The sequence below is a fragment of the Vibrio sp. MMH1-50 genome (genome assembly GCF_022347645.1).
Lineage (GTDB): Bacteria > Pseudomonadota > Gammaproteobacteria > Enterobacterales > Vibrionaceae > Vibrio > Vibrio harveyi.
This window is the reverse complement of sequence record NZ_JAKRGG010000002.1, coordinates 106,061-120,294: the sequence shown is the minus strand read 5'-3', so window position 1 is coordinate 120,294 and position 14,234 is coordinate 106,061. Positions and strand designations below refer to the sequence as shown.

Annotated in this window: 10 protein-coding genes; 8 read left to right on the top strand and 2 right to left on the bottom strand. The window is 39.1% G+C overall.

Going from position 1 to position 14,234, the window contains the following annotated elements:
• Positions 1 to 115 precede the first annotated feature (115 nt).
• Genes mads1 through MHO32_RS02580 form a run of 8 tightly spaced genes read left to right on the top strand, consistent with a single transcriptional unit; the run spans position 116 to position 13,058 of the window.
• Positions 116 to 286, top strand: coding sequence for a methylation-associated defense system helix-turn-helix domain-containing protein MAD1 (gene mads1 / locus MHO32_RS02615; protein ID WP_017038628.1), 171 nt, complete (start codon positions 116 to 118; stop codon positions 284 to 286).
• A complete protein-coding gene (locus MHO32_RS02610; protein WP_239210602.1) occupies positions 283 to 1,761 on the top strand; it encodes a type I restriction-modification system subunit M in 1,479 nt (492 codons plus the stop codon). The genes mads1 and MHO32_RS02610 overlap by 4 nt, the downstream gene beginning before the upstream one ends.
• Positions 1,761 to 3,545, top strand: coding sequence for a DUF262 domain-containing protein (locus tag MHO32_RS02605; RefSeq protein ID WP_239210601.1), 1,785 nt, complete (start codon positions 1,761 to 1,763; stop codon positions 3,543 to 3,545). The genes MHO32_RS02610 and MHO32_RS02605 overlap by 1 nt, the downstream gene beginning before the upstream one ends.
• Positions 3,542 to 5,002, top strand: coding sequence for a type I restriction-modification system subunit M (locus MHO32_RS02600; RefSeq protein ID WP_239210600.1), 1,461 nt, complete (start codon positions 3,542 to 3,544; stop codon positions 5,000 to 5,002). Before MHO32_RS02605 ends, MHO32_RS02600 begins: the two co-directional genes overlap by 4 nt.
• Position 5,003: 1 nt before the next feature.
• Positions 5,004 to 6,275 (top strand): restriction endonuclease subunit S, encoded by a 1,272-nt coding sequence (locus MHO32_RS02595; protein WP_239210599.1) that lies wholly within the window; start codon positions 5,004 to 5,006, stop codon positions 6,273 to 6,275.
• Between the two features lie 2 nt (positions 6,276 to 6,277).
• Positions 6,278 to 9,259: a type I restriction endonuclease subunit R gene (locus MHO32_RS02590; RefSeq protein ID WP_239210598.1), complete on the top strand. Its 2,982-nt coding sequence runs from the start codon at positions 6,278 to 6,280 to the stop codon at positions 9,257 to 9,259.
• Positions 9,259 to 11,139 (top strand): AAA family ATPase, encoded by a 1,881-nt coding sequence (locus MHO32_RS02585; protein ID WP_239210597.1) that lies wholly within the window; start codon positions 9,259 to 9,261, stop codon positions 11,137 to 11,139. Before MHO32_RS02590 ends, MHO32_RS02585 begins: the two co-directional genes overlap by 1 nt.
• Positions 11,139 to 13,058: an N-6 DNA methylase gene (locus MHO32_RS02580; RefSeq protein ID WP_239210596.1), complete on the top strand. Its 1,920-nt coding sequence runs from the start codon at positions 11,139 to 11,141 to the stop codon at positions 13,056 to 13,058. Before MHO32_RS02585 ends, MHO32_RS02580 begins: the two co-directional genes overlap by 1 nt.
• 319 nt (positions 13,059 to 13,377) lie before the next feature.
• On the opposite strand, the gene exsE2 is transcribed toward MHO32_RS02580, so the two are convergent.
• Positions 13,378 to 13,668 carry a T3SS regulon translocated regulator ExsE2 gene (gene exsE2 / locus MHO32_RS02575; protein WP_005450284.1) on the bottom strand — a complete coding sequence of 97 codons (291 nt, stop codon included), beginning with the start codon at positions 13,666 to 13,668 and terminating at the stop codon, positions 13,378 to 13,380.
• Between the two features lie 7 nt (positions 13,669 to 13,675).
• The gene (locus MHO32_RS02570; protein WP_239210595.1) at positions 13,676 to 14,122 is read right to left on the bottom strand and encodes a type III secretion system chaperone; all 447 of its coding nucleotides are present in this window, start codon (positions 14,120 to 14,122) and stop codon (positions 13,676 to 13,678) included.
• Positions 14,123 to 14,234: the final 112 nt, after the last annotated feature.

The following is a 14,234-nucleotide window of genomic DNA, read 5'->3' as shown; positions in this document are numbered from 1 at the left end:
TTTTCTATGCACTTAGTCTTGTATTGAGTTATCTCACATTGCTGATTCCTCAATTTTCTCATATTCTCTCACCATCAATTCTGATGAATAAAACCAACATGAGATAACACTCTGAATGGTAGACCAAATTTTAACCTTGAAAGAGGTGGCTGCTTATCTAAAGTTGGCCGAAAAAACAGCATATAGATTAGCAAGCGAAGGCAAGTTACCAGGCTTTAAAGTCGGTGGCTCATGGCGCTTTAAGCGCGAAGACCTTGAGGCTTGGATAGAAGAGAGTAAAAAATGACCGCTAAACTAACGCTCTCACAATTAGAGCAGTACCTATCAAAAGCCGCATGGATACTAAAAGGTCCAGTCGATGCTTCAGATTTCAAAGTATACATATTCCCACTGCTGTTCTTTAAGCGTATCTCTGACGTTTATGATGAAGAATACCGCGTTGCCCTCGAAGAGTCGGGTGGTGATGAAGAGTACGCGTCAATGCCAGAAATGCACCGTTTTGAAATCCCTACGGGTTGTCATTGGCAAGATGTGCGTGAAACAACCACCAACGTTGGTATCACGATAGAAGATGCTTTACGCGGAATCGAACAAGCGAACCAAGAATACCTATATGGCATTTTTGGTGATGCGCAATGGAGTAACAAGAACAAACTGTCTGATGAGCTGCTTATTAACCTAGTGGAGCATTTTTCTCAGTACACGTTAGGTAATCAGAACGTTGACCCAGATATGCTTGGCAACGCATACGAGTATTTGATTAAGCACTTTGCTGATTTAACAAACAAAAAGGCAGGGGAGTTCTACACCCCTCGCTCTGTTGTTCATTTGCTAGGTTTGATACTTGACCCGCATGAAGGGGAAACAATCTACGATCCTGCTTGTGGAACTGGCGGCATGTTACTTGAGTGTGTCGACCACCTAAAAGACAACAAAGAAGATTACCGCACCCTTAAATTATTCGGCCAAGAGAAGAACCTAACCTCTAGCTCTATTGCCAGAATGAACATGTTTCTACACGGGATTGAAGACTTTGACATCCTGCGAGGTGACACATTACGTTCACCTGCATTCTTTGAAGCTGATGGTCTTAAAACCTTTGATTGTGTGATTGCAAATCCACCGTTCTCTTTAAAGGACTGGGGCGCTGAAAATTGGGCTAACGATCCTTACGGCCGAAATATTGCTGGTGTGCCACCAAAAGGCAACGGTGATATGGCATGGATACAGCACATGGTTAAGTCGATGAACAGTACTGGACGAATGACAGTTGTACTTCCACATGGTGCACTATTTAGAAAAGCAGCAGAAGGTAAAATTCGTAAGCAATTGCTAGAGCAAGATATGTTAGAAGCTGTGATCGGTCTTGGGCCAAATATCTTCTATGGTACTCAGTTAGCTGCCTGCGTCATGGTGTTCAAGCAGAACAAACCAAAAGAGAAGAAAGGTAAGGTGCTGTTTATAGATGCATCAGACCAAATTCGAGTAGGTCGAGCTCAAAACTTCTTAGAGCCAAAACATGTTCAGCAAATTTACGACTGGTATCAAAGTTATGAGGATGTAGAAAACTACGTCAAAGTCGCCACTATGGAAGATTTGAAAGAAAATGACTTTAACTTGAACATCCCACTTTATGTCGAAAAAATTATCGAAGACAACCTACCGTCAGTCGAAGAAGCGATGGCAGATTTGAAGCAAGCCTGGCAAGAGAGCCTAGATGCTGAAGAGAAATTCAAACAAGTGTTGAAGAGGTTTCTGTAATGGCTTACCAGACTCCAATTACGATAAAAACAGCAATTGATAACATTAGAAAGCGTAATTACCTTTTGCCATCAATTCAACGAGAGTTCGTTTGGGATACCGATCAAATCGAAACTTTGTTTGATTCATTAATGCGTGATTATCCTATCAGCACTTTTCTATTTTGGAAGGTTGATAAGAACAAAATCAAAGACTTTCAGTTCTACGAGTTTCTAAATAAGTACCATGAAAAGGATAATAGGCATAATCGTAAGGCCGAACCTAGTGATGATGAAGATATCATTGCATTGCTAGATGGTCAGCAACGCATGACATCCATGTATGTTGCATTGACTGGCACATACGCAAAGAAGATGCCTTACTACCGTTGGGATAGTCCTTACGCATTCCCAGAGAAGAAGCTGTATCTAAACCTGCTTAAGCCGTCTGACGAGCTGGAAACTGAGTTTGATTTCAAATTTCTAACACAAGCTGAAGCTGAGCCGTGTGAAGGATATTATTGGTTTGAGTGTGGGCAGATTCTTGAACTGACCGATATGGGAAAAATATCGATGTTCATGATGAAGAACAGACTCATGGATACTTCAGTTTACAGTGAGAAAGAGTCTGAATTTGCAATCAATACATTGAATGAGTTTTTCAATGTTGTGCATCAAAAAGGGACCATCAGCTACTATTTGGAAGAAGGCGAAGAGCTCGATAAAGTGCTTCAAATTTTCATCCGAATCAATAGTGGTGGTACAAAGCTTAGCTACTCAGACCTATTACTTTCTATCGCTACAGCTCAATGGAAAGAGAAAGATGCGCGAGAGGTTATTCATGAGTTTGTAGACTCTATTAATCAGATTGGTGATGGCTTTAACTTCAATAAAGATATCGTACTCAAATCCTGCTTGGTGCTTGCTGACTTTGACGTGAAGTTTAAAGTCGACAATTTCACTAAAGAGAACATGATAGCTATAGAGAGGAAGTGGGATAAAATCTCAACGGCGATGCGTACAAGCATCGAGTTGGTATCTAAATTAGGTTTTAGTCGAGACAACCTAGCCGCGACGAACACGATTATTCCTATTGCTTACTTCATCTACAAGAATGATTTTGAAGACTCAATAGTTCATTCATCTTATAGAGAAAGTGATAGAAAAGCGATTAAAGAGTGGCTTGCTCGTGTCTTATTAAAAGGTACTTTTGGTGGTCAGCCAGATTCCATCTATCCAAAAATGCGTGACCTAATTAATGAGCACTTAGGTAAGTTCCCACTGCAGGAAACTATTGCACATTATCGCGGTGGCCGTAAGTCAATCAGCTTTAGTGAAGATGATATAGATAATATTCTCGATTTACAGTACGGGAAAGCGAAAACATACTGCGCGCTTTCGCTGCTCTACCCTGGTCTCAATTCAGCTTATAAATACCATCAAGACCATATTCACCCACAGTCATTATTTAAGACGAAGCTTCTTGCTAAACAAGGGGTAGAGTCTGAAGACATTGAGTTATATCTGTCGGAGTACAATAAGCTGCCTAACTTACAACTGTTGGAAGCGACCAGTAATATTGAGAAAAGTGATAAGCCATTCGAAGAGTGGTTGAACTCGAATTGCCCAACACACGAGGCTAAAGAGAGCTATCTTCGCCAGAACCTTATTGCTCCAACTCAATCATTGGAACTTAAAGACTTCTTAGCCTTTGTGACAGCAAGAAAACAAACTATGAAAGAACAACTAATTCGCATGCTTGATGTGAAGATTACGAGTGTCAGTTTAGAAGGTACCCCCCAATGATGACCCAACAAGAACTAGAAAAATACCTTTGGGGCGCCGCAACCACACTTCGCGGCACCATTGATGCAGGTGACTACAAGCAGTACATCTTCCCACTGATGTTCTTCAAGCGCATCTCTGACGTCTATGACGAAGAGTTTGAAAGCGCACTTGCAGAAAGTGAAGGTGATTTAGAGTATGCCGCGTTTGCTGAAAACCACCACTTCCAAATACCTGAAGGGGCGCATTGGAATGATGTCCGTGAAGTAACAGTCAACATTGGCTTAGCGCTGCAAAATGCAATGCGAGCGATTGAAAAAGCAAACCCAGATACATTAGAAGGTATCTTTGGTGACGCAAGTTGGACCAACAAAGAGCGTCTTTCAGATGCCATGCTAACCGAGCTTATCGAGCACTACTCAGAGCAAAAACTTAACCTTAAAAATGTACCAGATGACAAGCTAGGCAATGCCTACGAGTACATGATTAAGAAATTTGCTGACGATAGCGGCCACACCGCAGCAGAGTTCTACACTAACCGCACTGTGGTTAAGTTAATGACCATGATCATGGACCCACAACCAGGCGAGTCAGTTTACGACCCTACCTGTGGATCTGGTGGCTTGCTACTTAACTGTGCGTTGCATTTAAAGGAAGAGGGCAAAGAGTACCGAAACCTTAAGCTCTATGGGCAAGAGATCAACCTCCTGACTTCTGCTATTGCTCGTATGAACATGTTTATGCATGGCATAGAAGAGTTCGATATTATTCGTGGTAACACTCTGTCTAACCCTGGTCTACTTGAAAACGATGAACTGAAAAAATTCAACGTGATTCTTGCTAACCCCCCGTACTCAATTAAAGCGTGGGATCGTGGTGCATTTGAAAGCGATCCTTACGGGCGTAATTTATGGGGTACGCCACCACAAGGTTGTGCAGATTATGCGTTTCAGCAGCATATTCATAAAAGCTTAGACTTAGATAACGGACGCTTCGCAATACTTTGGCCGCATGGCATTTTGTTTAGAGATGCAGAAGCGCCCATGCGCAGAAAAATGATTGAATCAGATCAAATTGAAGCAGTGATTGGTGTAGGTGCGAATCTTTTCTATAATTCGCCAATGGAAGCAATGATTTTAGTGGGTAATACAAACAAACCTGCTGAACGAAAAGGCAAAGTTTTATTTATTAATGGTAAAGATGATGTGGTCGATAATAAAGGATTAGCTTACCTAACCCCTGAACATATTAATAAGCTATATCAGGCATACAAAGACTTTACTGATATCCCACATTATTCAACTGTTGCCACTAATGAAGAAATTTTAGCGTTAGATGGCAATATGAATGTTAATTTTTACGTCAAAAAAGATAACTCAGATAATGATATCTGCTTTTCATCCGCGTTATCAGACTGGCAAAAGGCTGGTGACGATTTAAAGGTATCAATGAACAAATTATTTGAGGAGGCTAAATAAAATGGCGGCAATATTCGAAAAAGTAGTTGCAGAATTTAATTTAGACAGAAGTGATTGGCAGATAGTGAAGTTTGGCGATGTTGCTATACAACAAAAACAAACTGTAGACCGTGAAAACACAAAATTAACTCGCTATGTAAAAGGTGAGCATATGTATTCTGAAGATATTCATCTACGTGAATGGGGTGAATTAAAAGATGAATATTTAGGGCCCGCTTTTACTCGTAAATTTGAAGAAGGTGATATTCTTTATGGCTCTCGTCGTACCTATTTACGTAAAGTTGCCGTAGCACCGTTTGAAGGTATTACATCAAATACTACTTTCGTTATTAAAGCGAATGAAGCAATAATAGATAAGCGATTACTACCGTTTATTATGCTTTCAGAAGGCTTTGCCCAGCATTCAATTAAAAACTCAAAAGGCTCGGTAAACCCCTATGTTAACTGGAAAGATCTTTCCGATTACGAGTTTCTTTTACCTCCAAAAAACAAGCAAGGTCAAATTGTAGAGCTTTTAGTCGAGCAAGATGAACTATTGCAAAAGAGTCTTAATTTGAAATCTTATGCTGATATTTGTTTTACTGTTCAGAAAAATAATAATGTTATTTTGGGAATGGGTGGTGAAGCGGAGTTTTGTCCAAAACTTAAAGTTGAAAAATCAAAAGGCTGGAAAACATATACTATTTCAGATTTGCTAAAGGAAGGGTTTTTAATAGAAGTACAAGATGGAAATCATGGGGATATTCACCCCAAGTCTTCAGACTATGTTGAAAGTGGTATCCCGTTTGTAATGGCAAATGCTTTAAAAAATGGAAGTATTGATTTAGAAAATAGTAAAAAGCTTGATAAATGTTTAACTGACAAGTTAAGAATTGGTTTTGCTCATTCTAGTGATGTGTTACTCAGTCACAAAGGTACTATTGGCGAGGTAGCCATTGTGCCAGAAGAGTTAAACTACCCATATTTAATGCTAACACCTCAGGTGACATATTATCGGGTGAATAAGGAAAAATTGTCGAGCCAGTATTTGTATTATGTCTTTACTTCAAACTATTTCCAATCTCAGCTAGCGTCAGTTTCGTCACAATCTACAAGGGCATATATTGGGATTACAGCACAAAAGAAATTAAAAGTTGCCATTCCAAATGATAAATGTATTCAAGATGAAATAGTAGATTCACTAGTCATATCAAGAGAAAACTTAAGAAATACTGAAAACAACATTTCAGCCTTGAAACTGTTACAAAAATCAATAATTAATCAGGTGTTTTAGGTATGGGATTTACCGAATTAAATAGCGTTGAGCACTACATTATTCATCAAGTCAGTGGTGTGAATCTAAATGATGATCATGTTTCAGAATCAAAGCCTAGCTACTCATTGCAATGGCAGTATCAGTCTCCTGAGCAACTTGAGCGTGGTGTGAATGAGGTTCTGGTCGAGTCTGAGTTGGTAAAAGCGTTGGTACGCTTAAATCCAGAGATCGAAGCAAACCCACATCTAGCTGATGAAGTAATACATAAACTCCGCGCTATCTTAATTTCGGTAAATCAAATTGGCCTTGTGAAGGCTAATGAAGAATTTTTCGCCTGGATGACAGGCGAAAAAACCATGCCTTTCGGCGAAAACAATCGCCATGTACCAGTCAAACTAATCGACTTAGATGATTTGACGCGCAACAAATACGTCGTGACGAATCAGTTCCGTATCCACCATCGAGAAACCAAAATCCCGGATGTCGTTTTGATTATTAATGGTATCCCTGTTGTCGTTGGTGAAACCAAAACCCCAATTCGCCCATCAGTGAGCTGGTTAGATGGTGCTAATGAAGTACACAAGGTTTACGAAAACGCTGTGCCTCAGCTTTTTGTGCCTAACATCCTCTCTTTTGCTACCGAGGGTAAAGAGCTGTTCTATGGTGCGATTCGCTGTCCATTAGAATTTTGGGCCCCGTGGCGTATTGAAGAAGATGAAGAGTCAAAAGGTGTAGGGCAAGTATCTAAAGCGTTAGGTTTGACTGAAATCGGTAAAGAGCTGACAGATCTACTCAGCCCAGTACGCTTGTTGGACATTATGCGAAACTTCTCTTTGTTCACTACCAACAAGAAGAAGCAACGTATCAAGGTTATTCCTCGTTTTCAGCAATACGAAGGTGCAAACAAAATTGTTGATCGCGTAATCGAAGGTAAAATCAAAAAAGGTCTAATCTGGCACTTCCAAGGCTCAGGTAAGTCGCTTTTGATGGTATTTGCCGCGCAGAAGCTGAGACGTGAAGCTCAGCTAAAAAGCCCGACTGTCATCGTACTGGTAGACCGAACAGACTTAGACACTCAAATTAGCGGTACCTTTAATGCTGCTGATATTGCCAACGTAGAATCAACAGACAGCATTAAAGATCTTCAAAGAATGCTTGAGCGTGATACGCGTAAGATCATCATTTCGATGATCCACAAATTCCGTGATGCAAAGCCAAACATGAACGAGCGCGACAATATCATCGTGCTGGTGGATGAGGCTCACAGAACTCAAGAGGGCGATTTAGGTCGCCAGATGCGCGCTGCTCTTCCAAATGCGTTCTTATTTGGTTTGACTGGTACTCCTGTTAATAAAGCAGATAAGAATACGTTTTGGGCATTTGGATCAGAGGAAGATAAAGGCGGTTATATGTCGCGTTATACCTTCCATGATTCCATCCGTGATGAAGCCACACTGCCATTGCACTTTGAGCCGCGTTTGGTGGATGTACATGTAGATAAGGAAGCGTTAGACAAGGCATTTAAAGAGTTTAAAGAAAGTGCGGCATTAAGTGATGAAGAAGCCGATGCCCTTAACCAGAAATCAGCCAAGATGTCAGCTTTTCTAAAATCACCAGAGCGAGTCGAGAAAATTGTAGAAGACATTGCCATTCACTTTATGGATAAGGTAGCACCACACGGCTTTAAGGCCATGATTGTGACACCAGACCGCTATGCATGTGTGCAATATAAAGAAGAGCTCGATAAACATTTCGATGAAGCAGTCAGTAAGGTGGTTATTTCCACCAGCGCTAACGATGACTTTGAATTTAAGCAAAGATGGGGAGTTGATAAGAGTCAGCAAGAGAAAATTGTTGATGAATACAATGACGCAAGCTCTGAACTCAAGATTCTAATCGTAACAGCAAAACTGCTGACTGGTTTTGACGCACCTATCTGCCAGACTATGTACCTCGATAAGTCCATCAAAGATCATACGTTACTCCAGGCCATTTGTCGTACCAACCGTCTTTACCCCAACAAGACATTCGGTTGTATTGTTGATTACTTTGGCGTGTTTGATGATGCGGCAAAAGCGTTAGAGTTCGATGAAGAGAGTGTGCAACAGGTTATTTCTAACTTAAGTGAGTTGCGAGAAAAACTGCCACAGGCGATGCAGGATGCGTTAGCTCATTTTAACGGAGTAGATAGAACCTTAGATGGCTTTGAAGGGTTAGAGGCCGCTCAAAACGCCATTGGTGATAACGAGAAGAAAGATGCCTTTGCACTCGATTTTAAATATCTAGCCAAGCTATGGGAGTCGCTATCTCCAGACAGTGCTCTTGACCAATACAATGAAGATTACAAATGGCTTGCTCAAGTGTATGAGTCAGTAAAACCCGCCTCTGATAATATTGGTAAACTACTTTGGATGACCTTAGGTGCGCAAACCACACAGCTGATTCATGACAACGTCCATGTAGGTGATGTGCATAACCTAGAAGAGTTTGTCCTTGATGCCGATGTGATTGAAAACATCTTTAACAATCCTGACCCACGTAAAACTAAGCAGTTAGAAAAAGCATTGGCTAAGCGCTTCAAAGACCGTGGTGATTTACCAGTATTCAAATCACTTAGTGAGCGTTTAGAAGAGCTGCGAGACAAAGCAGAGAAAGGGTTAATTGCTTCAATAGACTTCGTTAAAGAGCTTTGTAAAATAGCTAAAGAAACCGTTCAAGCTGAAAAAGAACTGGATGAAGAGCAACAAGAAAAATCACCAAAAGCCGCTCTGACTGATTTGTTTCTAGAGCTTAAAGATGACCAGACCCCAGCAGTCGTAGAGCGCATCGTGACTGATATTGATGCTATTGTACGTATCGTCCGTTTTCCAGGTTGGCAAAATACCACAGGCGGTGAGCGTGAAGTCCAAAAATCTCTTCGTAAAGCTTTGCTGAAATACAAACTTCATACCGACCAACTGCTGTTTGATAGAGCTTACGGATACATCAAGGAATATTATTAATGGCAACTGTTTCACTTCCTCTACCACCTAATGTTCTTCATGACCAACCACAGGAACTAAAGTTTGACAAAATTGCTACTTTCATCGGTGGGAATGGTTCAGGTAAATCAACAATATTAAAGTCTATCTTTGATGAAAAACTAAAGGGCTCACTATACGAAGAATTTAAGGTGGTGTGTTTTTCGTCTGGCCAAAATGAAAGCTATTCGGAACGTTTTGCTCATTACTTAAATACGGAACGTAAAGATAAAAGGGCACTAAACCTAGATTGTTTCTACTATGATAAGTCGCTAGCAAAGCTACTAATATTCTTGTCAACTACTGGTGACCAAAACGGATTGGTTCGCAAGTTTTTACGCCATAACGGCTATGTCATCGAAAGTGAACTTGAAGAGGATGATTCAACAAAAATCTCTTTTGATATTAAAGTTGATAAAGCGTATGTGAGCTTAGTAGGTCAAGCTCAAAAAGAAGAAGACCAAGGCAACAGCGATGTTATGACCAATAAGGCTTATCATCTAACTCTAAGCAACTTTATTAACACTTTAGTGAATGAGAGTTACGATTTTAGTCAACCTATAGAGCTGAAAACGATTCAGTTATCTCAAAGTGAGTTATCCAAGGTGTCTTTTGAGACCGATGAGCATACCTCTTTTGATTCGAAAATCATGTTCTTTACACAAGCTGCTGATAACGATTACTTTGTAGTTAAAAAAAGTCTCAACCTTGAATTTTTGAAAGTGATTGGTTCTTCAGGCGAGGACAGTAAGCCGCTACGCTTGGAGGATTTGAGTGATGGTGAGTACCAACTACTTTTCCTGTATGCATTAATAGATCTTTTTGACAGGGAAAATACTCTATTTTTGTTTGATGAAGCAGATTCTCATCTCCATTATAGAAATATTGATAGGTTGTGGGAGGTTTACAATGAAATTAAAGGTTCACTAATCACAACATCACACTTGTTGGACTCTATTGCTAAAGCTGGGATCGATAAATTAAGAACTATCGAGTGTGGAGAGGTTCAATATGCCAATTCATCATTCAAACTACTTCAGAGATTAGAAGCTTTATCTGAAGTTGAAGAAACACAGTATAAAATTATTTCTATGTATAAAAATGTCGTAGTTATGGATCATGCACATGACTGGGAAATTTTTAAGTTGTTACTTAAGAGAAAACTATCTATTGATGAAGAATATTCAGATGAAATGATTGAAGATAGTCTATCTGATTTCATTTGCTTGAGTATTTCTTCTGGGTTTGTTGAGGGGCAAGATAAAAATACATTTGGTGACAATAAAATAAACTGGTTAAAAAATTACGAAAGGTTTTTAACGACTTTAAAAACATTGAAAAAACTGACAGCTAAAACCGAAAGAGTATTCATGATATGTGATGCTGATGAATACCCTAATAATCTGATTGGTACAACTGAAAATCCATTTTTAGTTAAGGGCCACTCGTTTAAGCCTACAGAGCCCCCTAAGCCTTCTAAAAAAAATACTAAACAAAAAACTGCAAAAGATTCAAAGCCTTTGAAAAAGGTGGCGTTATTGTCTTGGAGAAGAAGAGAGATTAAGCATTATCTACTGTCTTATACTGCTTTAGGTGCTGAATGTGATGAAATTAATAGGCACTACGCAGAAGATTGCCAGTTAAAAGTAGGGAGAAATGGAGATATTGGAATTGATGGTAAGTTTAACAGTTACTTGGCTAAGCATCCATCAAGCTCAGTTAAGAAAATCGTTGATCCTTATATAAACGTTGAAGGTAAAGGCTTTTGTATCGAAGAAGCTCAAAAGTATGTTAAAAAAATAATTCCTGAAGAGATCAGTAATGATATCGTAGATATGTATAAATACTTGGTGAGAAAGTAATGAATAATAATAGATTGATAGATATCATTGAACTCTTAAGAAAGGATACTGGCATAAATAATGCTATCGATGCCGTCGAGCAATTGTCACTGCTACTATTAATTAAATATATCGACAAGGCGGCCTCAATAGAATTACTAAATGAAAATCATTTTGGTTCGTTTCCTAATTTATTTATCGAGCTGGATTATCTTTCACAAAATGGTTCAGTAATTGATTGTTATACTTTAAGAGATAGATTAATCCAGATTGAAACTAATATTATTTTTAATGAAGATGAATTATCTCATAGAGTTTTCTCTCGCCATAACTGGAAAAAAATCGAAAACATATTTGAGCAGATACCTTTTAGAATAAGGTCAAATAAAATCTTATATTTGGTTATACATAAACTGGAAGCGATAGATTTATTTGAAGATATTGAAGTTGATTTTGACTACCTATTGCTTAATATGATTAAGGATTCTGGTTCATCAGGTGCATATTATTCACCAAGACCGTTGATTAAGGCAATGGTCAGTGCTTTAAACCCTGAGCCACTAACTACAGTTTACGATCCTGCTATGGGAACAGCTGGTTTTTTTGTTGAGGCAATCAAACACGTAAAGAATAAGAGCTACTTTAATGACTTAAATTTTATTGGTAATGATCTAACTCCATTCGCGCATTTGATAGGAACGTTGAACTTACTACTCAACGATATCGACATTAGTGGTGTATCGATATCTGACTCATTGCTAAATAGAGATTGTCAGCAGTACGATTTTGTCATATCGGGAGTGCCATTTGGAAAAGTTAACGAGTTAACTAAGTATGATTATTACTATCACGGTTATAGTGGCAGTCTTGAAGCTATGTTTCTTAAGCATACGATGGATAAGCTGGCAAAAGGAGGACGGGCTGCGATAGTTATTCCAGATGGCATTTTATTCGGTAATGCATCACATCTAGATGAACTAAAGCGACAGTTGCTAACTCAATTTGATCTTCATACGGTTCTGAGTCTCCCAAAAGGTACGTTAGCACCATACTCTGGAGTTAAAGTTAGTGTTTTGTTTTTTGATAATACCTTGTCGGATAAAGATATTTGGTTTTATGAGCTAAGAACGGACAAACCTTTGAGTAAGTTAAACTCAATAACTGAATCTGACTTTGAGGACTTTACGGCATTGTACGAACGTAGAGAAGTTAGTGAGCATTCTTGTTTAATCAGTAAGGAGTCTTTACTACAAGATAAGACACTTAACCTTTCATTTTCTTTACCTAAGAAAGAAGCGGGCTTGAAGTTCGACAAACAGAAAATGATCGCCTCATTAAAAAGCGAACAGTTAGCTTTGGTGACATCAATTGAAAAGCACTTTGATACTATGTCTCGCAATTTCGAGTTAGAGTACATACATCATGTAGCGTTAAAAGATGTGTGTAAACTTAGAAGTGGAAAGAATCTCAATAAAGATGACGTCGAAAACAAGGGAGAATTTCCTGTGTATGGGGGAAATGGAATAATAGGATATTACCTAGACACTAATAGACCCGGAGACTCAGTCATAATTGGAAAGGTTGGTGCACACTGCGGAAACATACACTTTTCATCTAAACCATATTGGTTAACTACCAACGCGATAAGCTTGGAACTATTGGACACGACTAGGGTGTATTTACCTTACTTAGCTCATGTTTTAAAAAGCTTAGACTTGAACAATTTGGCAACAGGCACCGCACAAAAATTTGTTTCTATCAATCAGTTATATGAAGTGGAAGTTTCTTTACCTAGTCTAGAAAAACAAAAGGAACTGAGTGACTGGTTTACTTCGATTGAAGAAAGCAAGAGTAAGATACAAAGTCTGTTAGAAGGTTTCAGCAAAGATATTGGAGCTATCTCAACGGAATCAATTCATGAAAAGGCGCTGAAAGGATAGAAAGCTATAGCGATTCATAACATGAAATTTCAGATTTAGGGTCGAGTAACCAGGCTTAAAGTAATGGAAGGGCACTTAATCGATACCTTTCTATTCAATGGATTTCATTAAGTAATACCTGTAGTAATACTTTTAAATCTTAGATTTTTTATTTATTTTTTAAATCAAGCTCTTGATTCACTAATCCTGCTGTCTCACTCTCTTGAAGAAAGACGTCCTAGGACGTCTTTTTTTGTATCTGCAGTTTAGAAACAACAAAAGCCCCGAGAGTTCGGGGCTTTTCGTTTTTGGCGAAGCGAGTGCTTGTTTAAAGTCGAGCTTATTGAGGTTGACTGAGCACTTGAACCTTTCTATTCAACAAAGCTTGTACCGCATTGGAATCTTTCTCGAAGCTTAAGATTGAGTTGCAAATATCGACGTTGGCAAGCATCGACAGAGACTCACTTAACTCTAGCTTGGAGTTAGCTCGGTTCACCTCTCGCTCTTTAGGGCTTATCTGCACAACGGTTCGACCTAGAAACGAGCCTTGCTTTACAGAGGCTGTTTGCTCGGTATGTTCTAACCGGTCGATAGACAAGTTCTTTGGTGTTGGTTGGATGTCATTGGACATAGGGTACCTAAACTCTTAAGTCCGAGCTCTGAAGCATAGATGGTGAAACTTCCATTGCGATATGGGCAGACAACAATGACTCCCAAGATTCGCTCTGTGTGAGCAGTTCAGCAAGTGCACTCTCAAACAGCTCATAGTCGAGCTGCTCGGTCTGAAGCGACCTGTTTAAACAAAGCTTGTGCCTGTGATTATCTAGGCTAAAAAACAGTTGATGCTCAGACCAATGATAGTTGAATGCCAAAAAAGAACGATAAAGATCAGAATTAACAATTTGTAGGTCGACAATCTCTGCTTCTAGTTGAAGCGTTTCTGTATCTGGGTGGAAAATGAAATGCACTCTTAAGTTATCGTCAAAAGCTAAACCCAGTTCGTCTTCAGTCAAATGTAATTCAGGCAAACCTATTTGATGAGCAAACTTAAGCAAAACCTCATCTACGATTTGGCGCGCTGACATAGAAGCAGTCCTTTTTAGAATTTTATCATCGAAATTATGGAAAGTTAAAACTGATGTTTATCAATATTGGTTGGAATTTTTTATATAAGCGTTTTTTCTATGCGGATAATAA

What these genes read in the sequence shown, in the direction of transcription:
- mads1 (WP_017038628.1), top strand. Translation starts at nt 116, where the DNA reads ATGGTAGACCAAATTTTAACCTTGAAAGAGGTGGCTGCTTATCTAAAG.
- MHO32_RS02610 (WP_239210602.1), top strand. Translation starts at nt 283, where the DNA reads ATGACCGCTAAACTAACGCTCTCACAATTAGAGCAGTACCTATCAAAA.
- MHO32_RS02605 (WP_239210601.1), top strand. Translation starts at nt 1,761, where the DNA reads ATGGCTTACCAGACTCCAATTACGATAAAAACAGCAATTGATAACATT.
- MHO32_RS02600 (WP_239210600.1), top strand. Translation starts at nt 3,542, where the DNA reads ATGATGACCCAACAAGAACTAGAAAAATACCTTTGGGGCGCCGCAACC.
- MHO32_RS02595 (WP_239210599.1), top strand. Translation starts at nt 5,004, where the DNA reads ATGGCGGCAATATTCGAAAAAGTAGTTGCAGAATTTAATTTAGACAGA.
- MHO32_RS02590 (WP_239210598.1), top strand. Translation starts at nt 6,278, where the DNA reads ATGGGATTTACCGAATTAAATAGCGTTGAGCACTACATTATTCATCAA.
- MHO32_RS02585 (WP_239210597.1), top strand. Translation starts at nt 9,259, where the DNA reads ATGGCAACTGTTTCACTTCCTCTACCACCTAATGTTCTTCATGACCAA.
- MHO32_RS02580 (WP_239210596.1), top strand. Translation starts at nt 11,139, where the DNA reads ATGAATAATAATAGATTGATAGATATCATTGAACTCTTAAGAAAGGAT.
- exsE2 (WP_005450284.1), bottom strand. Translation starts at nt 13,668, where the DNA reads ATGTCCAATGACATCCAACCAACACCAAAGAACTTGTCTATCGACCGG.
- MHO32_RS02570 (WP_239210595.1), bottom strand. Translation starts at nt 14,122, where the DNA reads ATGTCAGCGCGCCAAATCGTAGATGAGGTTTTGCTTAAGTTTGCTCAT.